The 20825-nt window shown below is 65.7% G+C and carries 18 protein-coding genes; 6 read left to right on the top strand and 12 right to left on the bottom strand.

Going from position 1 to position 20825, the window contains the following annotated elements; all coding sequences use genetic code 11:
- Positions 1-46: 46 nt before the first annotated feature.
- The 12 genes from phaZ to gshB form a co-directional block, all read right to left on the bottom strand.
- Positions 47-898: a poly(3-hydroxyalkanoate) depolymerase gene (gene phaZ, locus APH44_RS23700; protein ID WP_054894849.1), complete on the bottom strand. Its 852-nt coding sequence runs from the start codon at positions 896-898 to the stop codon at positions 47-49.
- A gap of 60 nt (positions 899-958) precedes the next feature.
- Positions 959-2638: a class II poly(R)-hydroxyalkanoic acid synthase gene (gene phaC, locus APH44_RS23695; protein WP_054894848.1), complete on the bottom strand. Its 1680-nt coding sequence runs from the start codon at positions 2636-2638 to the stop codon at positions 959-961.
- Between the two features lie 233 nt (positions 2639-2871).
- Positions 2872-3249 carry a gamma-butyrobetaine hydroxylase-like domain-containing protein gene (locus APH44_RS23690; protein WP_054894847.1) on the bottom strand — a complete coding sequence of 126 codons (378 nt, stop codon included), beginning with the start codon at positions 3247-3249 and terminating at the stop codon, positions 2872-2874.
- Positions 3250-3403: 154 nt separating this feature from the next.
- Positions 3404-4747 carry an ATP-dependent protease ATPase subunit HslU gene (gene hslU / locus APH44_RS23685; RefSeq protein WP_054894846.1) on the bottom strand — a complete coding sequence of 448 codons (1344 nt, stop codon included), beginning with the start codon at positions 4745-4747 and terminating at the stop codon, positions 3404-3406.
- A gap of 76 nt (positions 4748-4823) precedes the next feature.
- Positions 4824-5354: an ATP-dependent protease subunit HslV gene (gene hslV / locus APH44_RS23680; protein WP_054894845.1), complete on the bottom strand. Its 531-nt coding sequence runs from the start codon at positions 5352-5354 to the stop codon at positions 4824-4826.
- A gap of 155 nt (positions 5355-5509) precedes the next feature.
- On the bottom strand, positions 5510-6781 hold the full coding sequence (locus tag APH44_RS23675) for a dihydroorotase (protein ID WP_054894844.1): 1272 nt from the start codon (positions 6779-6781) through the stop codon (positions 5510-5512).
- A complete protein-coding gene (locus APH44_RS23670; RefSeq protein ID WP_054894843.1) occupies positions 6778-7782 on the bottom strand; it encodes an aspartate carbamoyltransferase catalytic subunit in 1005 nt (334 codons plus the stop codon). The genes APH44_RS23675 and APH44_RS23670 overlap by 4 nt, the downstream gene beginning before the upstream one ends.
- A gap of 12 nt (positions 7783-7794) precedes the next feature.
- Complete coding sequence (gene pyrR / locus APH44_RS23665; RefSeq protein WP_054894842.1) at positions 7795-8313, bottom strand: bifunctional pyr operon transcriptional regulator/uracil phosphoribosyltransferase PyrR; 519 nt, start codon at positions 8311-8313, stop codon at positions 7795-7797.
- Positions 8314-8359: 46 nt separating this feature from the next.
- A complete protein-coding gene (gene ruvX / locus APH44_RS23660) occupies positions 8360-8785 on the bottom strand; it encodes a Holliday junction resolvase RuvX (RefSeq protein ID WP_054894841.1) in 426 nt (141 codons plus the stop codon).
- Entirely contained in the window at positions 8785-9354 is a 570-nt protein-coding gene (locus APH44_RS23655) for a YqgE/AlgH family protein (RefSeq protein ID WP_054894840.1), read from the bottom strand. Before APH44_RS23655 ends, ruvX begins: the two co-directional genes overlap by 1 nt.
- Positions 9355-9464: 110 nt before the next feature.
- Complete coding sequence (locus tag APH44_RS23650; protein WP_054894839.1) at positions 9465-10364, bottom strand: energy transducer TonB; 900 nt, start codon at positions 10362-10364, stop codon at positions 9465-9467.
- A gap of 89 nt (positions 10365-10453) precedes the next feature.
- Entirely contained in the window at positions 10454-11407 is a 954-nt protein-coding gene (gene gshB / locus APH44_RS23645; protein WP_054894838.1) for a glutathione synthase, read from the bottom strand.
- Positions 11408-11602: 195 nt separating this feature from the next.
- On the opposite strand from gshB, the gene APH44_RS23640 reads away from it, so the two are divergent.
- Genes APH44_RS23640 through APH44_RS23615 form a run of 6 tightly spaced genes read left to right on the top strand, consistent with a single transcriptional unit; the run spans position 11603 to position 20793 of the window.
- On the top strand, positions 11603-12004 hold the full coding sequence (locus APH44_RS23640) for a PleD family two-component system response regulator (protein WP_054894851.1): 402 nt from the start codon (positions 11603-11605) through the stop codon (positions 12002-12004).
- A 47-nt stretch (positions 12005-12051) separates the two neighbouring features.
- The gene (pilH, locus tag APH44_RS23635; protein ID WP_012274551.1) at positions 12052-12417 is read left to right on the top strand and encodes a twitching motility response regulator PilH; all 366 of its coding nucleotides are present in this window, start codon (positions 12052-12054) and stop codon (positions 12415-12417) included.
- The gene (locus tag APH44_RS23630) at positions 12414-12968 is read left to right on the top strand and encodes a chemotaxis protein CheW (protein ID WP_054894837.1); all 555 of its coding nucleotides are present in this window, start codon (positions 12414-12416) and stop codon (positions 12966-12968) included. Before pilH ends, APH44_RS23630 begins: the two co-directional genes overlap by 4 nt.
- Positions 12969-13018: 50 nt before the next feature.
- Positions 13019-15040: a methyl-accepting chemotaxis protein gene (locus tag APH44_RS23625; RefSeq protein ID WP_371105645.1), complete on the top strand. Its 2022-nt coding sequence runs from the start codon at positions 13019-13021 to the stop codon at positions 15038-15040.
- Between the two features lie 10 nt (positions 15041-15050).
- Positions 15051-20327: an Hpt domain-containing protein gene (locus APH44_RS23620; protein ID WP_256216666.1), complete on the top strand. Its 5277-nt coding sequence runs from the start codon at positions 15051-15053 to the stop codon at positions 20325-20327.
- Positions 20320-20793, top strand: coding sequence for a chemotaxis protein CheW (locus APH44_RS23615; protein WP_054894834.1), 474 nt, complete (start codon positions 20320-20322; stop codon positions 20791-20793). Before APH44_RS23620 ends, APH44_RS23615 begins: the two co-directional genes overlap by 8 nt.
- Positions 20794-20825: the final 32 nt, after the last annotated feature.

Raw genomic sequence — 20825 nt, 5'->3', positions numbered from 1 at the left:
CCCGCGAAGGCAGCACCGCCGAGTAACTGAATGTCCTGGCGCCCGCTTACCTGCGCGCCACCGGCCGTGGATGCATGACCGCTCGCTGGCGCTCTTCCTGGAGGAATTTCATGATGATCGGAGCGACGGCCTCGGCGCGAGTGATCAGAAAAAGATGGCCGTCGTCGATTATGTGTAGCTGGGCATTGGGAATGCGCCAGGCCAGCAGGCGCATGTTGATCAGCGGAATCAGCGGGTCATCGTCACCGGCCAGCACCAGGGTCGGCTGGTGGATCTTGTGCAGCCAGTGGATGCTCGTCCAGCCAAGCCCCGCGAACAGTTGCCAGTAGTAGCCGGTCTTGCCCCCGGAGCGCACCTTGGAGGCGTGGTGCAACGCCAGGTCCGGGTCGCGGCGGAAGGCGCCGCCATAAATCATCGGCGCAATGCGGATCACGTGCGACGGCTGCACATAGCGCCGCGGGCTGGCCATCATCCACAACACCTTGGGCTTGCCGGGCACCATGAAGGCCCCCGCAGCGGTGGCGGCGAGCACCAGTTTCTTGCAGCGCTCGGGATAGTCGTGGGCAAACTGCTGGGCCAGCGCCCCGCCCCAGGACACGCCGATGACATTGACCTGGCCGTAGTCCAGGTAGTCGAGCATGCGCGCGGTGAGCTTGGCCAGGCCCGGGAAACGATAGGGGTGGCGGGGCGTGGACGAGCCGCCGACACCGGGTACGTCGAAGGCGATGACCTCAAGGTCCGGGTCCAGCGCCTCGATGAATGGAAATACCAGCTCGAGGTTGGCGCCAATGCCGTTGAAGATCAGCAGCGGCGTCAGGTGTGGCTTGCCGGGGCGGACGGCGGTGCGGATGGACTGGTTGTCCAGCTCGACGGTCCTGAATATGTAGGGTTGCGACATGCGCCTGACTCTGTGATGGATGAAGCGCCGCAGCCCGCCGGGTGGCCGCGGCGGTGCGGCTCAACGCTCGTGCACGTAGGTCCCCGGGGCCGCTTCGCCCGCGCTGTAGGCGCGATTGCCCAGGCGCGCCGGTGCTTTCTTCAGCTCACCGGCGCGTTCACCCAGCCAGGCCTGCCAGTGCAGCCACCAGGAGTCGGCGTGCTTGATCGCGTTCTCCTGCCAGGCCAACGGGTCGTCCGGGCGGTCTTCACCGGTCAGGAAGCGCGCCTTGGGGTTGCCTGGTGGGTTGAGGATGCTCTGGATATGGCCGCTGTTGGAGAGCACGAACTCGATCTTGCCGCCGAACAGGTGCGCCGAGCGGTAGCACGACTGCCAGGGGGTGATGTGGTCGGCGGTGCCGGCGACGCTGTAGATATCGCACTGCACTTTCTTCAGGTCGATGGCGGTGCCGGAGACTTCCAGCGCGTCGGCGCGGGTCAGCGGGTTGGTCTTGAACATCTCGATCAGGTCGCCGTGGAAGGCGGCCGGCAGGCGTGTGGTGTCGTTGTTCCAGAACAGGATGTCGAAGATCGGCGGCTCGTTGCCGAGCAGGTAGTTGTTGACCCAGTAGTTCCAGATCAGGTCGTTGGGGCGCATCCAGGCGAACACCTTGGCCATGTCGCTGCCTTCGAGCACGCCGGCCTGGTAGGAGTGGCGCTTGGCGGCTTCGAGGGTCTGTTCGTCGACGAACAGTGCCACTTGGGTATCGACCGTGGTGTCGAGCACGCTCACCAGCAAGGTCAGCGAGTTGACCTTGGTTTCGCCCAGCGCGGCGTAGTGGCCCAGCAGCGCGGTGCAGGTGATGCCGCCGGAGCAGGCACCGAGCATGTTCAGGTCCTTGCTGCCGGTTATGGCCAGCACCGCGTCCACTGCTTCCTTGAGGGCGTCGATGTAGGTCGACAGACCCCACTCACGCTGGGCCTTGGTCGGGTTGCGCCAACTGATGATGAAGGTCTGCTGGTTGGAGCGCAGGCAGAAGCGCGCCAGGCTCTTTTCCGGGCTGAGGTCGAAAACGTAGAACTTGTTGATCTGTGGCGGCACCACCAGCAGCGGGCGGCTGTGCACCTGCTCGGTGATCGGCCGGTACTGGATCAGTTCCAGCACGTCGTTGCGAAACACCACCGCACCTTCGCTGGTGCCGAGGTTCTTGCCAACCTCGAAGGCTTCCATGTTCACCTGGCTGGGCATGCCGCCGTTGTTGACCATGTCCTTGGCGAGGTTGGACAGGCCATCGAGCAGGCTCTTGCCGCCCGTCTCGAAGAAGCGCTTGACCGCCTGCGGGTTGGCCAGCGTATTGGTCGGCGCCATGGCCTCGGTCATCAGGTTGATGACGAACTGGCCGCGGCTGACATCCTGGGGCGACAGGTCACTCTCGGCGATCCAGTCGTTGAGCTCCTTGCGCCAGGCCAGGTAGGTCTGCAGGTAACGGCGATAGAGCGGGTTCTGGCTCCAGGCCGGATCGCTGAAGCGACGGTCATCGCTCTCGGGATGCAGGTTGGACTTGCCCAGCAGCACGTTTTTCAGTTCCAGGCCGAAATGGGCCACATGCTTGGCGCTGTGCAGCGGCTGACGCACCGCCTGGCGCAGTACGGTGCGCGCGGAGCTCAGCAGGTCCTTGCGACGAATGCCGATGACCGGATTCAGGCCGAGGGTGTTTTCCGAGGCCTGTTTCTGCAACTCATCGTTGTTCTTGTTACTCATCTACGACGCTCCGTTGTCCTGAGACGAGTACCGGCTGCCTGTGGCGGGTACACAGACGACCGCCCGGTACTGCTGCTCGGGTGACCAGTGATAACGAACAGATGCAGGAACTTGCCAGCCCCATTGGTTACCCGACTTTCATGCAATGCGCAAGACAGCCAGTCATTGGCTGTCTGTAAGTCATTCAAACAGAACGCATTAGAAAATGCGCTCTAACGCCTGGGAAGCTTGACCTAGAGCATGAGCTTGACCACTGACTCGACCGGGTCGCGGGATTTGCCGGCTTTGTGCAGTTCGTCGAGGTACTCGGCCCACAGCTGTTCCTGGCGCAGGCACAGTTGCTCGAGGTATTCCCAGGTGAACAGGCCGCTGTCGTGGCCGTCGTCGAACGTCAGTTTCAAGGCATATTGGCCGGCAGGTTCCAGGCCGTTGAGGCCGACGTTGATCTTGCCGAATTGCAGGATGGGGTTGCCGTGGCCCTGGACCTCGGCGGAGGGGGAGTGCACGCGCAGGAACTCGGCGGGCAGGTGATAGACCTCGCCGGGGGCGTAGGTGAGTGTGAGGGTTTTCGAGGCTTTGTGCAGGTTGATGGCGGTGGGGAGACGGGCCATGGGGGGAAATCTCTCGGGAGCTGATGGAACAAGCTTCCAGCTTCTGATGGAGGGATTCAAGGGCCCATTCGCGGGCAAGCCCGCTCCCCAGGGGCACCACATACTTCAGCATTTTGGTGACCCCTGGAGAGCGGGCTTGCCCGCGGTGGTGCTATTACAGGATGTAACGCGACAGGTCTTCGTTCTGCGCCAGCTCACCGAGGTGGCTGTTCACATAGGCGGCGTCGATGTTGATCGGCGTCTCGTCATGGGCGCTGGCCAGGTCGCCGGCACTGAACGACACCTCTTCGAGCAGGCGCTCGAGCAGGGTGTGCAGGCGGCGGGCACCGATGTTCTCGGTCTTCTCGTTGACCTGGAAGGCGATCTCGGCCAGGCGCTTGATGCCTTCGTCGGCGAAGGCGATGTTCAGGCCTTCGGTCTTGAGCAGCTCGCGGTACTGTTCGGTGAGCGAGGCGTGCGGCTCCTTGAGGATGCGCTCGAAGTCCTGCGGCGTCAGGGCCTTGAGCTCGACGCGGATCGGCAGGCGGCCCTGCAGCTCCGGTACCAGGTCGCTCGGCTTGCTCAGGTGGAACGCTCCGGAGGCGATGAACAGGATGTGGTCGGTCTTGACCATGCCCAGCTTGGTGTTGACCGTGCAGCCTTCGATCAGCGGCAACAGGTCGCGCTGTACGCCTTCGCGGGACACATCGGCGCCGCCGACGTTGCCGCGCTTGGCCACCTTGTCGATCTCGTCGATGAACACGATGCCGTGCTGCTCGACGGCTTCCAGGGCCTTGGCCTTGAGCTCTTCCTCGTTGACCAGGCGGCTCGCCTCCTCGTCACGGACCATCTTCAGCGCTTCCTTGACCTTCAGCTTGCGTGCCTTGCGCTTGCCTTTGCCCATGTTGGCGAACAGGCTCTGCAGCTGGTTGGTCATCTCTTCCATGCCGGGCGGCGCGGCGATTTCGACGCCCACCGCATCGGCAACTTCGATCTCGATTTCCTTGTCGTCCAACTGGCCTTCACGCAGGCGCTTGCGGAACAGCTGGCGAGTGTTGGAGTCGCTGCTGGACTGCTGGGCTTCCTCGTTGAAACTGCTGACCCGCGCCTGCGGCAGCAGGGCGTCGAGGATGCGGTCTTCGGCGGCGTCTTCGGCGCGGTGGCGCACACGGACGATTTCCTGCTCGCGCAGCATCTTCAGCGCAGCATCGGCGAGGTCGCGGATGATCGACTCGACATCACGGCCAACGTAGCCGACCTCAGTGAACTTGGTCGCTTCGACCTTGATGAACGGAGCATTGGCGAGCTTGGCCAGGCGTCGGGCGATTTCGGTCTTGCCGACGCCGGTAGGGCCGATCATCAGGATGTTCTTGGGGGTGACTTCAGCACGCAGCTCGGCAGGCAACTGCATGCGCCGCCAGCGGTTGCGCAGGGCGATGGCGACGGCACGCTTGGCGTCGTCCTGGCCGATGATGTGGCGGTTGAGTTCGTGGACGATCTCGCGGGGGGTCATGGACATGGTGAATTGGGTCCTGGGGCGTGGTGAGTCAGCGTGGGAAAAAGTCCCGCAGTGAGCGGGACACCAGATCAGCTGATCACTCGGCCAGGTCCTGCTCCTCGATGGTCAGGTTGTGGTTGGTGAACACACAGATGTCACCGGCGATATTCAGTGCGGTCTCGGCGATTTCGCGGGCCGAGAGATCAGTCTTGTTCAGCAGGGCGCGGGCTGCAGCCTGGGCGTAGGCACCACCGGAACCCATGGCGATCAGGCCGTCTTCGGGTTCGACCACGTCACCGTTACCGGTGATGATCAGCGAGGCGTCCTTGTTGGCCACGGCGAGCATGGCTTCCAGGCGGCTCAACGAGCGGTCGGTGCGCCACTCCTTGGCCAGTTCGACGGCCGCACGCACCAGGTGCCCGGAGTGCTTCTGCAGTTGCGATTCGAAGCGCTCGAACAGGGTGAAGGCGTCGGCGGTGGCGCCGGCAAAGCCTGCAATGACCTCGCCGTTGTACAGGCGACGGACCTTCTTGGCGTTGCCTTTCATGACGGTGTTGCCGAGGGATACCTGGCCGTCGCCGCCCATGACGACTTTGCCGTTACGGCGGACAGAAACGATGGTGGTCAAGAGAGAGTCTCCACGCAGCGGGGCGAAAATGCCTGTTGCAGACTCATATGGGGGGAGGGGGGAAGGATTTCAACCGGGGGGGATGAATGGTTGGGCCTTCGCGGGCAAGTCGGAGCGCCGAACCGCCGCTGCGACTTGCTCGCGAAGAATGTTACTCAGGCCTCGTGGCAGACGTGCCCATCGACCAGGGTGTAGCGCACTGCGCCCGGCAGGCAATGTCCGATGAACGGGCAGTTTTCGCCACGGGAGAACCACTGCTCGCCGGCCACGGTGGAGGCGCTCGGGTCGAACAGCACCAGGTCTGCCGCACCACCGACCTTCAGCTCGCCCGCCGGCAGGCGCAGCGCCTGGGCCGGGCCGCTGGACAGCCGTGCCAGCAGGGTCGGCAGGTCGAGCAGGCCGTCCTCGACCAGGGTCATGGCCAGCGGCAGCAGCAGTTCGACACTGCTGATCCCCGCTTCGGTGGCGCCGAACGGTGCCAGCTTGGCATCGCGCTCGTGGGGCTGGTGGTGGCTGGAGATCGCCTGGATGACGCCCGACTTCACTGCCTCGCGCAGGCCATCGCGGTCGGCCGGCGTGCGCAGCGGCGGCTGTACGTGGTACAGGCTGGAGAAATCGCGCAGCGCCTCGTCGGTGAGGATCAGCTGGTACAGCGCCACGTCGGCAGTGACCGGCAGCCCCAGTTGCTGGGCCTGGGCGATCAGCCGTGCGCCGCGGGCGCTGGTGATCTGGGTGAAGTGCGCTCGCACGCCGGTCTGTTCGACCAGCAGCAGGTTGCGCGCCAGCGCCACGGTCTCGGCGGTTTCCGGTATGCCCGGCAAGCCAAGGAAGCTGGCCATGGCGCCTTCGTGGGCCAGGCCTCCGGCTGACAGGTCGCGGTCCTGGGAGTGGAACACCACGGTCAGGTCGAAGGTGGCGGCATATTCCAGGGCGCGGGCCAGAGTCCGGTTGTTGGGGATCTCCTTGAGGCCGTTGCCGAAGGCCACGCAGCCGGTGTCGCGCAGGGCCACCAGCTCGGCCAGTTGCTCGCCTTCCAGGCCCTTGGTCAGGGCGCCAATCGGGTAGACCTTGCTGTTGGCTGCCTCGCGGGCGCGGTCGAGGATCAGTTCCGCAACGGCCGAGGTGTCGAGCACCGGTTTAGTCTGCGGCGGGCAGCACAGGCTGGTGACACCGCCGGCCACGGCTGCGCGGGTTTCGCTGGCAATGTTGCCCTTGCGGCTGTAGCCCGGCTCGCGCAGGGCGACGTCGAGGTCGACCAGGCCAGGTGCGGCCACCAGGCCGTCGGCCTGGATCGTGCGGCTGGCGCTGAAGCCTGCTGGCGCTGCGCCGAGGGCAAGGATGCGACCGTTCTCCAGGTGCAGGTCGGTGATCTGGTCCAGGCCGCTGCTGGGATCGATGACCCGTGCGCCGATGATGCTGATGGTCACAGGGCGTTCTCCTGGTCGAGTTGACGTTGCGCGTTCTGGCCGCTCATGGCCATCGACAGTACGGCCATGCGCACGGCGATGCCGTAGGTCACCTGGTTGAGGATCACCGAGTGCTTGCCGTCGGCCACCGCCGATTCGATTTCCACGCCCCGATTGATCGGGCCCGGGTGCATGACGATGGCGTCCGGCTTGGCGCCGGCCAGGCGCGCGGTGGTCAGACCGAACAGGCGGTAGAACTCGCCCTCGCTGGGCAGCAGGCCACCGGCCATGCGCTCACGCTGCAGGCGCAGCATGATCACCACGTCGACGTCCTTGAGGCCCTCGGCCAGGTCGGTGTAGACCTTGACCCCGTACTGCTCGATACCGATCGGGATCAGCGTCTTCGGGCCGATCACACGGATGTCCGGGCAACCCAGGGCCTTGAGCGCGAGCATGTCGGAGCGGGCTACGCGCGAGTGCAGGATATCGCCGACGATCGCCACCGAAAGGTTCTCGAAGCTACCCTTGTGCCGACGGATGGTCAGCATGTCGAGCATGCCCTGGGTCGGGTGGGCATGGCGGCCATCGCCGCCGTTGATCACCGCGACCTCAGGGCATACGTGCTCGGCGATGAAGTGCGCGGCGCCGGAGTCGGAGTGACGCACGACGAACATGTCGGCAGCCATTGCTTCCAGATTGCGCAGGGTATCGAACAGGGTCTCGCCCTTGCTGGTCGAGGAGGTCGACACGTTCAGGCTGATCACGTCGGCCGACAGGCGCTGGGCGGCCAGTTCGAAGGTGGTGCGGGTGCGGGTGGAGTTCTCGAAGAACACGTTGCACACGGTCTTGCCGCGCAGCAACGGAACCTTCTTGACGGCCCGGGCGCCAACTTCGAGGAAGGAGTCGGCGGTGTCGAGGATCTCGGTGAGCAGTTCGCGGGGCAAACCGTCGAGCGAGAGGAAATGGCGTAGCTGGCCCTGATCGTTGAGCTGCAGCGGGCGCTTGGCGTCGAATGGCGTCATCGCGGGGGACTCTTAAAGGGCGGATGCGGGGGCGAGGTCCTGGCGCTCGAGGGCGAGCGGGGCGGGTCCAGTCAATTTTACCCGTTCATGGGCCGCCAAGGACAGCGTCGCACCGAGCACATTCGGGCGGATCGGCAATTCGCCTGCGTCCAGGTCGAGCAGGCAGACCAGGGTCACACTGGCCGGGCGCCCATAGTCGAACAGCTCGTTGAGCGCAGCGCGGATGGTTCGACCGCTCATCAGCACGTCATCCACCAGCACCAGGTGCTGGCCTTCGATCTCGAACGGCAGCTCGGACGGGCGCACCTGCGGGTGCAGGCCGTTCTGGCTGAAGTCGTCGCGGTAGAACGACACGTCGAGGGTGCCCAGCGGGCTCTGGTCGCCAAGCGCTTGCTGCAGGGCCTGGGCAACCCACACGCCACCGGTGCGGATACCGATGAAGCGTGGCTCTGCGATGGCGCGGCGCGCCAGGTGGGCGCGAAGGTCGACGGCCATCTGCCGGATCAGGTCGGCGGGATTGGGTAGGCTCATTGCGTGCTCCTTGGGGCGCCGGCATCGCCGGCAGCAAAGCGGATGGTCAGGTATTGGCCTCCAGCCAGCCCTGCAGCAGCAGTGCAGCGGCGATGGCGTCGACCGGGTTGTCGCGGTAGCTGCCACGCTGGCCGCCACGGGCCATCTGTTCGCCCTTGGCCTCGAAGGTGGTCAGGCGTTCGTCGTGGGTATGTACCGGCAGGTTGTAGCGTCCATGCAGGCGGCGGGCGAACTTCTCCGCGCGTTCGCTCATCTCGCTGGGCGTGCCGTCCATGTTCAGCGGCAGGCCGACGACGATGGCGTCGGGTTTCCATTCCTTGATCAGTTTCTCGACCTGGTTCCAGTCCGGCACGCCGTTCTGTGCCTTGAGCGTACACAGTTCGCGGGCCTGGCCGGTGATGACCTGGCCGACGGCGACGCCGATCTGGCGGGTGCCGTAGTCGAAGCCCAGCAGCAGGCGCAGCTCGGCCATCAGGCGTGCCCTGCCTGGCTGGTCAGCAGACTGAGGTTGATGCCCAGGCTTTGCGCGGCGGCCTGCAAGCGCTGCTCGCAGGCCATGCCGAAGAGGATCTCGGGGTCGAACGGGCAGTTGAGCCAGGCGTTATCGGCCAGCTCCGCCTCGAGCTGCCCGGCTTCCCAGCCGGCGTAGCCCAGGGTGATCAGGCTCTGCTTCGGGCCGACGCCCTCGGCGATGGCGAACAGCACATCCTGTGATGTCGACAGCGACAGGCCTTGCAGCTCGATGGTGGCCTGGTAGGTGCATTCGGCGCTGTGCAGCACGAAGCCGCGGTCGGTCTGCACCGGGCCACCCTGGTAGATCGGGATCTGCAGGGTGCTGGCAGGCGGTTCCTCATCCGGGCGCAACTGCTCGAGGATATCGGCCAGGTTCAGCTCCTGCGGGCGATTGACCACCAGGCCCATGGCGCCGTTGGCGTTGTGCTCGACGATGTAGGTGAGGGTCTGGGCAAAGTTCGGATCGGCCATGTGCGGCATGGCAATCAGGAACTGGTGCTTGAGGTAGCTCGGCGTGAGGGTTTTCATGAGGGGTAGTGTGGCGTCAGGTGGCGAGGCTGACAAGCTGGCTGTGCGGTGTATGTACCGGCCCCATCACGGGGCAAGTCGCAGCGATGGGCCGACACAGCCCGTACCGGTCAATTGCTCGACAGCCGGTCCCCACGCGCGAAGCGCCAGGTGCGGATGATCTCCAGGCGGTCGAATTCCGCCAGGTCGCCGGTGAACGGCGCGAACGGTGCCGCAAGGCGAACGATGCGCTGGGCGGCCTGGTCCAGCACCGGTTGCCCGGAGGATTCGAGCACCAGCACTTCATACAACGAACCGTCGCGGTTGATCGACACCATCATCCGCAGGCTGCCGTACATCTGCTGGCGTCGGGCTTCTTCCGGGTAATTGAGGTTGCCGATCCGCTCGACTTTCTTGCGCCATTCCTCTTTGTACCAGGCCCCCTTGTCGCGCATGGTCGAGGCCGCGTTGAGACGATGGATGCGGGGGCGCTTGGCATACAACTGCTGTTCGTTGGACAGCTCGGCCTCGAGGCTGGCGATCTGGCTCGACAGCTGCGAGCTGTCGAAGTCCGGCACCGGCGCGGGGGGCTTGGGTTGAGGCTTGCTTTCCTTTGGCGCGGTTTCGGCTTTCTGCGGTTTTGGTGCCTTGGTCGTCACCACGGATTTTGCCGGCGCCGCTGGCGTTTCCGGCCGGGCTGCTGGAGGCGGGGTGATCTTGTTGACCTTGCTGTCCTGGAATGGCGCCACTTCGGTGGTGGTGGGCACGGCTTTCTTGTCCAGGGTGCCACTGCCCTGCTGGTTGTCCTGGGCCTGGTAGTCGGCTTTCTCCGGCGCTTTCTCGCTCTTGAAGGTGGCCAGGGTGATGTCCATGGTCTGGCGGACTTCGGCGGGCTTGACCACGCTGAAACCCACCCCGAGGATCAGCGCAAGGTGCACCAGGGCGGCAAGAAACAGCGTGAAACCGAGCCGGTCCACCGGGCGAACGCGCGGTGGCAGCAGGTCGGATGGGATGTCGGCAGGCAGCGTCATCGGGTATCCAGCAACCGCAGTGGGGCAGCAGGTCGAGTGAAATGGACCGGCATCATACCCCACTCCAGGGTTTTGCTCCGCGTCGGTGGTCAGCGCGCCTTGAGCTTGCGATCAATGGCGTCCATCAGCTGGCCGCCGATATGGGTGTTGTAGGCAGCATCGATCTCGCGGATGCAGGTCGGGCTGGTGACGTTGATCTCGGTCAGCGAGTCGCCAATCACGTCCAGGCCGACGAACAGCAGGCCCTTTTCGCGCAGGGTCGGTCCAACCTGGGCGGCGATCCAGCGGTCGCGCTCGGTCAGCGGACGGGCTTCGCCACGGCCACCAGCGGCGAGGTTGCCACGGGTCTCGCCGCTGGCCGGGATGCGTGCCAGGCAGTAGGGCACCGGCTCGCCGTCGATCATCAGGATGCGCTTGTCGCCATCGACGATCTGCGGCAGGTAGGCCTGCGCCATGATCTGCTGGTGGCCATGCTGGGTCAGGGTTTCGAGGATCACCGAGAGGTTCGGGTCGCCCTGGCGGTGACGGAACACCGATGCTCCGCCCATGCCGTCGAGCGGCTTGAGGATCACATCGCCATGGGTGGCGGCGAAGGCGCGCAGGATGTCGGCGCGGCGGCTGACCAGGGTTGGCGCCATGCACTGCGGGAATTGCGTGGCGAACAGCTTTTCGTTGCAGTCACGCAGGCTCTGCGGTTTGTTGACGATCAGCACACCTTCGCGCTCGGCCTGCTCCAGCAGGTAGGTGCTATAGACGAACTCCATGTCGAAGGGGGGATCCTTGCGCATCAGGATCACGTCCAGCTCGTTCAGCGCGCTGTCCTGCTCATCGCCCAGCTCGAACCAGCGGGCCGGATCGGCGAACACCTTCAGCGGTCGCATCTGTGCACGGGCCTGGCCGGCACCCAGGTAGAGGTCGCGCTGCTCCATGTAGAACAGGCTCCAGCCACGCTCCTGCGCCGCCAGCAGCATGGCCAGCGAGCTGTCCTTCTTGTAGGAAATGGACGCGATGGGGTCCATGACAATCCCGAGACGAACGCTCATGGGGTAATTCCTCTTGGCGGCAGGTGGCCGCGATGGCACGAAAGAAAAGTGGCTCAGGGTGGCGCCGGGAACGCGGCCGGTCAAGGGGGGAGGCAGATGGAATGCCTACCCGGACTGTGTTAAAAATGCCAGTCAGAGCGCTGCATGGCAGCCCTCGAGGTTTCATTCCTGGCTTGGCGATGGGTGACGCATTTCATGGAACAGCCCCTGAAGGTGATGGTGATCGACGATTCCCGCACCATCCGCCGCACCGCCCAGATGTTGCTGGGCGAGGTGGGTTGCGAGGTGATCACCGCCAGCGACGGTTTCGATGCCCTGGCCAAGATCGTCGATCACAAGCCGCGGATCATCTTCGTCGATGTACTGATGCCGCGTCTGGACGGTTACCAGACCTGCGCAGTGATCAAGCACAACAGTGCGTTCAAGGATATTCCGGTGATCCTGCTGTCGTCGCGTGACGGCCTGTTTGACAAGGCCCGCGGCCGGGTGGTCGGCTCCGATCAGTTCCTCACCAAACCGTTCAGCAAGGAAGAACTGCTCGACGCGATCCGTGCCCACGTGCCCGAATTCGCCGTGCAGGCACAACACGCACCCTGACCGCGCCCGCCCTGGCGCGGTCTTCATTTTCCTGATGGGGAAACCGTATGGCCCGAGTGCTGATTGTCGACGACTCGCCGACAGAGATGTACAGATTGACCGAATGGCTCGAGAAGCATGGCTACCAGGTGCTCAAGGCCAGCAACGGTGCCGATGGCGTGGCCCTGGCCCGCCAGGACAAACCGGATGCGGTGCTGATGGACATCGTCATGCCCGGCATGAACGGTTTCCAGGCCACCCGCCAGCTCAGCAAGGACCCTGAAACCAGCGCCATCCCGGTGATCGTGGTCACCACCAAGGACCAGGAAACCGACCGCATCTGGGCCACGCGCCAGGGCGCTCGCGATTTCCTGACCAAGCCGGTGGAAGAGGACGCGCTGATCGCCAAGCTCAAAGAGGTGCTGGGCGCTTGACCACACGCCCCCAGGGTGCGTCGCTGACCGCCTTCGAGCTGTTGCTGGACATCGACCGCCGCTGCCGCCTGTTGGTGGCCGACCAGCCGCTGCAGGACACGCGCCTGCAGCAGTGGAGCGGTATCGGCTTTCGCATCGCCGGGCAGTGGTTCGTCGCCCCCATGGGTGAGGTGGCTGAAGTGTTGCGCGAGCCGCGCAGCAGCCGGGTGCCCGGGGTGCAGCCTTGGGTGCGCGGCGTCGCCAACTTGCGCGGTCGCCTGCTGCCGGTGATGGACCTGTCGGCGTTCTTCGGCCTTGGGCCGGCGGCCTCGGGCAAGCAGCGCCGCGTGCTGGTGCTGGACCATGACGACCTGTTCGTCGGCCTGTTGGTGGATGAAGTGGTCGGCTTGCAACATTTCGACCTGAGCAGCCTGGAGCTGTCGCCCCCGCAGCCACTGATCCGCGCCGCGGCGCGTTTCGTCCAGGGGCATTTCCCGCGTGAGCGCAACTGGGCGATCTTCAGCCCCTTCGCCCTGGCCCAGGCGCCAGGCTTTCTCGATGTGGCGTTGTAGAGGACCCTGCGACAGTGAACAAGCCCGCTCCAACCGTCGTTCCCGAAGCCGTGGCCCAGCGCCCGCGCAGCACCGCACAGATCACTGTACTGTTCGTGGTGCTGATCCTGTCGATCGTGCTGCTGTTCGCCAACTTCGCCTACCTCAACACCCAGTCCAACCACGACAAGCAGTACATCGGCCACGCCGGCGAGTTGCGCGTGCTGTCCCAGCGCATCGCCAAGAACGCCACCGAGGCGGCGGCGGGCAAGGCCCTGGCGTTCCGGCTGCTGTCCGATGCACGCAACGATTTCGAGCGCCGTTGGAAATACCTGCGCGAGGGTGACAAGGCCACCGGCCTGCCGCCAGCACCGGCCACGGTGCGCGACGAGATGGACGCGGTGCGCCAGGACTGGGAAAACCTGCGGCGCAACACCGACACCATCCTGGCCAGCGAGCAGACCGTGCTGTCCTTGCACCAGGTGGCGGCGACCCTGGCCGAAACCGTGCCACAGTTGCAGGTCGAGTATGAAAAGGTCGTGGAAATCCTGCTGCAGAGCGGTGCACCGGCCAGCCAGGTGGCCGTGGCCCAGCGCCAGTTGCTGCTGGCCGAGCGGATTCTTGGTTCGGTCAATACCGTGCTGGCCGGTGACGATAGCTCGGTGCAGGCCGCCGACACCTTTGGCCGTGATGCCAGCCGCTTCGGCCAGGTGCTCGAGGGCATGCTCGGTGGCAATCCGGCGATCCAGGTGACCCGTGTCGAAGACCCGGACGCGCGTGCGCGTCTGGCCGAGATCGCCGAGCTGTTCCAGTTCGTTTCCGGCTCGGTCGACGAAATTCTCGAGACTTCACCGGAGCTGCTGCGGGTGCGCGAGGCCGCGAGCAACATCTTCAGCCTGTCGCAGACCCTGCTCGACGAAGCCTCGCACCTGGCCAATGGTTTCGAGAACCTGGCCGGGCGCACCCTCGACACCGTCGGCGGCTATGTGCTCGGCCTGCTGGCGCTGGCCTCGATCATCCTCATCGGCCTGGTGATGGTTCGCGCCACCAACCGGCAACTACGCGACACGGCGGAGAAGAACGAGCGCAACCAGCAGGCGATCATGCGCCTGCTCGATGAAATCGAAGAGCTGGCCGATGGCGACCTGACGGTGACGGTGTCGGTCACCGAAGACTTCACCGGCGCCATCGCCGACTCGATCAACTTCTCGGTGGACCAGTTGCGCGACCTGGTGGCGACCATCAACCACAGCGCCGAGCAGGTCGCCGCTGCGGTGCAGGACACCCAGAACACCGCACGCCAGCTGGCCAAGGCTTCGGAACACCAGGCCGACCAGATCAGCGAGGCGTCGCTGGCGGTGGGCGACATGGTCGAGTCGATCGACCGGGTTTCCGCCCACGCCTACGAGTCGGCCAAGGTCGCCGAGCGTTCGGTAGCCATCGCCAACAAGGGCAACGAGGTGGTGCACAACACCATCCATGGCATGGATAACATTCGCGAGCAGATTCAGGACACCGCCAAGCGCATCAAGCGTCTGGGGGAGTCTTCCCAGGAAATCGGCGACATCGTCAGCCTGATCGACGACATTGCCGAACAAACCAACATCCTGGCCCTCAATGCGGCGATCCAGGCTTCGCTGGCGGGTGAAGCGGGGCGCGGCTTCGCCGTGGTCGCTGACGAAGTGCAGCGCCTGGCTGAGCGTTCGTCGTCGGCCACCCGACAGATCGAAGCGCTGGTGCGAACCATCCAGGCCGATACCAACGAAGCGGTGATCTCCATGGAGCAGACCACCGCCGAAGTGGTGCGTGGTGCGCGTCTTGCACAGGACGCAGGCGTGGCCCTCGCTGAAATCGAGGGCGTGTCGCAGAACCTGGCCGAACTGATCCACAGCATTTCCGACGCGGCGCAATTGCAGACATCCTCGGCCGGGCAGATTTCCCACACCATGGCGGTGATCCAGCAGATCACTGCGCAGACCTCCGCCGGTTCCGGCGCTACCGCCGACAGCATCCGTCACCTGGCCAGAATGGCCAGCGAGATGCGCCGTTCGGTGTCTGGTTTCACCTTGCCGGCCCCGGCCGAGCGGCGCTGAGGAGAGGTCGATGGCCGTTACGGCAATGAGCCCCGAGCGTCACGACACGGTCGCCCTGAGCTGGACCAAGGCGGCCATCGCCGATTGCCTGGGCCAGGCGCGGCAGGCGCTGGAGCGTTTTTCCAGCGAGCCGGGCGACCCCGCCTTGCTGGGGTTCTTCGTCGACAACCTGCATCAGGTGCAAGGGTGCCTGACGATGCTCGAGCTCAATGGCGCGGCGCGTCTGGCCGAGGAATTGGAGTTGCTCGGGCGCGCCCTCTTCGAGGGCCAGGTCAGCCCGCGTGGCGATTGCCTGGGTGCGCTGTTCCGCGGCCTTGAGCAATTGCCGCCCTACCTCGAGCGCCTGCGGGGCGCGCGCCACGACCTGCCGTTGGTGGTGCTGCCGTTGCTCAATCAGTTGCGCCTGTGCCGCGGCGCCGAGCCGCTGGCCCAGGACAGCCTGATGGGAGAGGCGGCGCAGCGCCTGGCGGGGGCCAACGATCTGGCCAACCTCGACCTGTCGCTGGGCAACTGGCGCGACCAGTTGCAGGCCGGCCAGGGCCGCGATGCCCTGCGCTCGGTGATCACTGCCCTGTGCGACGACCTGGTGCGGATCAAGGAGCGGCTCGACCCCTTCGTACGGGGGGATAACGAGCAGCGCGACCCACTCGATGTGCTGATCGCGCCGCTGCGCCATGTTGCCGATACCCTCGCAGTGCTGGGCTTCCAGCAGCCGCGCCGGGTCATCATCGACCAGGTGCTCGCCTTGCAGGCCCTGGCCCAGGGCGAACGTGCCGTGGACGATGCGGTGCTGATGGATGTGGCCGGTGCCCTGTTGTACGTGGAGGCGACGCTCAACGGCATGGTGGGCGGCCTTGCCGAGGGCCTGGAAGGCGGTATGCCCGGCTCGGACGTGACCGAGATCCGCCAACGGGTGTTCGAGGAGTCGCTCTCGGTGTTGCAGCAGGCCAAGGACCTGATCGGCGACTGTCTGGAATCCGGTTGGCCGCGCCAGCGTCTGCAGCCCCTGCCGGGCCTGCTGCAGCAGGTGCGTGGCGCGTTGGCGATGCTGATGCTGCCGGCCGCCTCCGAGGTGTTCGGGGTGTCGGCCGACTATGTGCAAGGCTGGTTGTCGCATCTTGAGCAGGAGCCACCGGAGCAGGAGCTGGCCCACCTGGCCGAGGCCTTGAGTGCGGTGGAGTGCTACCTGCAATGGCGTGTCGCCGATCCGCTGGCCGATGCCCAGCGTTTTCTCGACATGGCTTGCGCCAGTCTGGCCGCCCTTGGCCTGCGCTGCAGCCAAGCGCCGGTCATGGCTGAGCCGCAGCGTGCCGATGACGGCATCGACGATGAGCTGCGCGAAGTGTTCCTGGAGGAAACCGCTGAACTGCTGCCGGAGATCGAACGCCAATGGTTGCGCTGGCGTGCCGACAACCAGCAACGCGATGCGCTTGTCGAACTGCGCCGTGCCTTGCATACGCTCAAGGGCAGCGGGCGGATGGTGCACGCAGGCGCCGTGGCCGAGCTGGCCTGGGGTGCCGAGCATCTGCTCAACCGTGTGCTGGAAGGACGCATCGTGCTCAGCGGCGAGGGCGCCGTGGCGCTGCAACAGGCCTTCGTGCACCTGCCTGACCTGCTCGCCGACTTTGCGGTGGGTCAGATACCCCGGCTGGCCGATGTCGAGCAGCTCAGCAGCCACCTGCACGCCCTGGCGGTCAACGACACCGCGTCTGCCAGCGACAGTGACGGGCTCGATCCGCAACTGCTGGAGATCTTTCGCAACGAGGCACAGGGCCATCTGGCCAGCCTCGACAGTTTCCTCATGGCTGCCAAAGGCCAGGACACCCCGGTCAGCGACAGCCTGCAACGCGCGCTGCATACCCTCAAGGGCAGCGCGGCCATGGCCGGGGTGATGCCGATCGCAGAGCTTGCCACCGCCTTCGACCGCCTGGCGCGTGAATACAAGGCGCACCAACTGGCTTTGGAAGTGGCGGATATCGAATGGCTGGAAGCGTCGCGCAGCCTGTTCCAGCTGGGCCTGGCCCAGCTTGAGCGCACACCGCTGGCACCGATTCCTGGCGCTGCGCAACTGATCGAGCAGGTCGGCGAAGCGGTGGATGCACGCCTGGCGGTGCTGCAGGACGCAGCGCCGCACACCCGCCGCAACCGTCGTGATCCACAACTGATCGCCAGCTTCCTGGCTCAGGGCATGGATATCCTGCTCGATGCCGAGTCGCTGTTGTCGCGTTGGCAGGAGCATCCGCGCGAACGCCAGGAGCTGGACACGCTGCTTGATGAACTGACGACCCTGGCCCATGGTGCGCACCTGGCCGATTTCTGGCAGGTGGATGAGCTCTGCGAAGCGCTGCTCGATCTGTATGGGGCGGTTGAGGAGGGCAGCCTGGTCGCCAACGGGCATTTCTTCGCCCAGGCGCGGCAGGCCCACGAAGCCCTGATCGACATGCTCGATGAGATTGCTGCCGGGCAGGAGGTCACCCCGCGCAGCGAGTGCCTGGATGGCTTGCGTGCGTTGCTGGACGGGGCGCTCGACCCGGCGGCAACCGGGCTGGTGGGCGAGCAGGGCGTGACCCCGCTGGCCACGGCCATGGACCTGCCGGAGCCGGCAGTGGTGCAGTTGTTCCTCGACGAGGCCGGCGACATCCTCGACAGCGCCGATCAGGCTTTGCAGCGCTGGCGACAGGAGCCGGAAGGCAGCTCAGCGGTGTCGGCGTTGCAGCACGATGTGCAGACCTTGCGTGGCGGTGCGCAGATGGCCGCGATTGGCGCCATCGAGGTGCTCGCTCAGGAGCTGGCGTTGCTCTACGAAGGGCTGGTCGATCGGCGGTTGGCCGCCAGCAGTGCGCTGTTCGAGCTGCTGCAGCGCAGCCATGCGGCGCTGGGCCAGATGCTCGACAGCCTGCGTCAGGGCGAGCTGCCGTCTTCAGCGGTGGCACTGCTCGGCGAGTTGCGTGAGTTCCGCCATGCGCCGGTCAGCGAGCCGGAGGTGGCAGAAACACCTGGCGACAAGGAGCTGCTGGAAGTCTTCCTCGAAGAAAGCTCGGACATCGTCGAAAGCGCTGCGGCTGCGTTGGCGCGCTGGCAGGCCGACCCGCGCAGCAGTGTCGAGGTGGAAAACCTGCTGCGCGACCTGCACACCCTCAAGGGCGGCGCGCGCATGGTAGAAATCGCCGCCATTGGCGACCTGGCCCATGAGCTGGAGTTTCTCTACGAACTGCTCGCTGCTGGCCGCCTGCCGCCGACGCCCGCGCTGTTCAGCCTGCTGCAGAACTGCCACGACCGCCTTGCGCACATGCTCGACGCCGTACGTCTGGGGCAGCCGCTGCACGCGGCAACGGCGCTGATCGACTACATTCGCAACTTTTCCAGTGCGGCGCTGACCGACAGCGCCGCCGGCCAGCCGCCGGTGGAGGCCGCGCCGCTCGATGTGCCGAGCGCTGCACCCGAGCGAGCGCCGGGGGACATGGTCAAGGTCGATGCCGAACTGCTCGACGACCTGGGCAACCTGGCCAGCGAGCACGCGATCATTCGTGGTCGTATCGAGCAGCAGGTCAACGATGCACAGTTCGCCTTGAGCGAAATGGAAACCACCCTGGAGCGCATGCGCGACCAGTTGCTGCGCCTGGACAACGAAACCCAGGGCCGCATGTCCAGCCGCTGGCAGGCCGAGGGCGACGCCTACGACGACTTCGACCCGCTGGAAATGGACCGCCATTCGCAGTTGCAGCAGCTGTCGCGGGCCTTGTTCGAATCGGCTTCCGACTTGCTCGACCTCAAGGAAACCCTGACCCTGCGGGCCCAGGAGGCGCATGGCCTGCTGCAGCAGCAGGCGCGGGTCAACAGTCAGTTGCAGGAAGGCCTGACCGCCACCCTGATGGTGCCTTTCGAGCGCCTGGTGCCGCGCCTGCAGCGCGTGGTGCGGCAGGTGGCGAGCGAGCTGGGCAAACAGGTCGAACTGGTGGTCGGCAATGCCGAGGGCGAGCTGGACCGCAGCGTGCTCGAGCGCATGGTCGCGCCCCTGGAGCACATGCTGCGCAACGCCGTCGACCATGGCCTCGAGCCGCGCGAGGTGCGCCTGGCGGCAGGCAAGCCGGAGCAGGGCACAATCCACCTCAACCTGCTCCACGAGGGCGCCGACATCGTCATCGAGATGAGCGACGACGGCGCCGGGGTGCCGCTGGAGGCGGTTCGCAAGAAGGCCATCAAGCGCGGCTTGCTGGCGCCGCAGGCGCAGCTCAGCGATCACGAGATCTTGCAGTTCATCCTGCGTCCGGGCTTCTCCACGGCCGAGAAGATCACCCAGATTTCCGGGCGCGGGCTGGGCATGGATGTGGTCCATGAAGAGGTCAAGCAGTTGGGCGGCTCGATGAGCATCGAGTCCAGCCCAGGCAAGGGGGCACGCTTCCAGATCCGCTTGCCGTTCACGGTATCGCTGAACCGGGCGCTGATGGTGCACCTGGGCGAGGAGCAGTACGCCATCCCGCTCAACACCATCGAGGGCATCGTCCGCGTGCCGCCCGCCGAGCTCGAGGCCTGCTACCAGCTGGATCCGCCGCGCTATCGCTATGCAGGGCACGCCTACGACCTGCGCTACCTGGGCGAGCTGTTGCAGGATGTCGGCCGTCCGCGCCTGCTGGGGCAAAGCCTGCCCTTGCCGGTGCTGCTGGTGCATGCCCAGGAGCAGTCGTTTGCGATCCAGGCCGATGGCCTTTCGCCGAGCCGCGAAATCGTGGTGAAAAGCCTGGGGCCACAGTTCGCTGCGGTGCCGGGCTTGTCTGGTGCGACCTTGCTCGGTGATGGGCGGGTGGTGCTGATTCTCGACCTGCTTGGTCAGCTGCGCGGCCAGCAGCGACGCCTGGCGCGGTTGCCGGTGGGTGACGGCGAGCGGCGCCAGCTGTTCGGCCCGGCGGCGCGGCGTCCGTTGCTGGTGATGGTGGTCGACGACTCGGTCACCGTGCGCAAGGTCACCAGCCGTCTGCTGGAACGTCACGGTATGAGCGTGTTGACCGCCAAGGACGGGGTCGATGCGATGGCCCTGCTGGAGGAACACCGTCCTGACGTGCTGCTGCTGGACATCGAGATGCCGCGCATGGACGGCTTCGAAGTGGCGACGCGGGTGCGGCGTGACAACCGCCTGCACGACTTGCCGATCATCATGATCACCTCGCGTACCGGGCAGAAACACCGCGACCGGGCCATGGCCATCGGCGTCAACGAATACCTCGGCAAGCCTTACCAGGAGTCGCTCCTGTTGCAGAGCATCGCCCACTGGAGCCAGCCTCATGCTTGAACATATCGCCGGTCAGCGCAGCAGCCTCACCGGGCTGTTGCTGCCCCTGGGCGACCGTACCCTGGTGCTGCCCAACGTTGCGGTGGCCGAGCTGATCGGCGAGCGTGCGTTCGTCTGCGAACTGCATGAGCCGGCCTGGCACATGGGCTGGATCGACTGGCGCCAGCAGTGTCTCCCGCTGATAGGTTTCGAGGCCGCCTGTGGCGGTGAAACGCCCTGTGGCGAGCGGGCGCGGATCGTCGTGCTCAACGCCTTGGGCGATACCGGGCTGCGCTACCTGGCGCTGCTGCTGCAGGGGATCCCGCGCTCGTGCAAGCTCGACAGCCAGTTGAATTATGTAGACGTGCCGCTGGGGGCGCTGGAGCTGGCGGCGGTGCAGGTGGGCGAGCAGGTGGCGCGGGTGCCGGACCTGGCGGCGCTCGAGCGGCTGGTGCGTGACGCGGATCTGCAACCTTCGGCGCAGTAGGATGATGCTCGTGCGGGCCCTGTCGCGCCACT

It is taken from the genome of Pseudomonas sp. NBRC 111143, assembly GCF_001320965.1.
Taxonomy (GTDB): Bacteria; Pseudomonadota; Gammaproteobacteria; order Pseudomonadales; family Pseudomonadaceae; genus Aquipseudomonas; species Aquipseudomonas machongensis.
The sequence above is the reverse complement of the archived record's forward strand: the minus strand, read 5'-3'. Positions and strand labels throughout refer to the sequence as shown.

What these genes read in the sequence shown, in the direction of transcription:
- APH44_RS23615 (WP_054894834.1), top strand. Translation starts at nt 20,320, where the DNA reads ATGCTTGAACATATCGCCGGTCAGCGCAGCAGCCTCACCGGGCTGTTG.
- ruvX (WP_054894841.1), bottom strand. Translation starts at nt 8,785, where the DNA reads ATGGCCGAGCTGCGCCTGCTGCTGGGCTTCGACTACGGCACCCGCCAG.
- APH44_RS23690 (WP_054894847.1), bottom strand. Translation starts at nt 3,249, where the DNA reads ATGGCCCGTCTCCCCACCGCCATCAACCTGCACAAAGCCTCGAAAACC.
- hslU (WP_054894846.1), bottom strand. Translation starts at nt 4,747, where the DNA reads ATGTCCATGACCCCCCGCGAGATCGTCCACGAACTCAACCGCCACATC.
- pilH (WP_012274551.1), top strand. Translation starts at nt 12,052, where the DNA reads ATGGCCCGAGTGCTGATTGTCGACGACTCGCCGACAGAGATGTACAGA.
- APH44_RS23640 (WP_054894851.1), top strand. Translation starts at nt 11,603, where the DNA reads ATGGAACAGCCCCTGAAGGTGATGGTGATCGACGATTCCCGCACCATC.
- APH44_RS23670 (WP_054894843.1), bottom strand. Translation starts at nt 7,782, where the DNA reads ATGACGCCATTCGACGCCAAGCGCCCGCTGCAGCTCAACGATCAGGGC.
- APH44_RS23655 (WP_054894840.1), bottom strand. Translation starts at nt 9,354, where the DNA reads ATGAAAACCCTCACGCCGAGCTACCTCAAGCACCAGTTCCTGATTGCC.
- pyrR (WP_054894842.1), bottom strand. Translation starts at nt 8,313, where the DNA reads ATGAGCCTACCCAATCCCGCCGACCTGATCCGGCAGATGGCCGTCGAC.
- phaZ (WP_054894849.1), bottom strand. Translation starts at nt 898, where the DNA reads ATGTCGCAACCCTACATATTCAGGACCGTCGAGCTGGACAACCAGTCC.
- APH44_RS23620 (WP_256216666.1), top strand. Translation starts at nt 15,051, where the DNA reads ATGGCCGTTACGGCAATGAGCCCCGAGCGTCACGACACGGTCGCCCTG.
- gshB (WP_054894838.1), bottom strand. Translation starts at nt 11,407, where the DNA reads ATGAGCGTTCGTCTCGGGATTGTCATGGACCCCATCGCGTCCATTTCC.
- phaC (WP_054894848.1), bottom strand. Translation starts at nt 2,638, where the DNA reads ATGAGTAACAAGAACAACGATGAGTTGCAGAAACAGGCCTCGGAAAAC.
- APH44_RS23650 (WP_054894839.1), bottom strand. Translation starts at nt 10,364, where the DNA reads ATGACGCTGCCTGCCGACATCCCATCCGACCTGCTGCCACCGCGCGTT.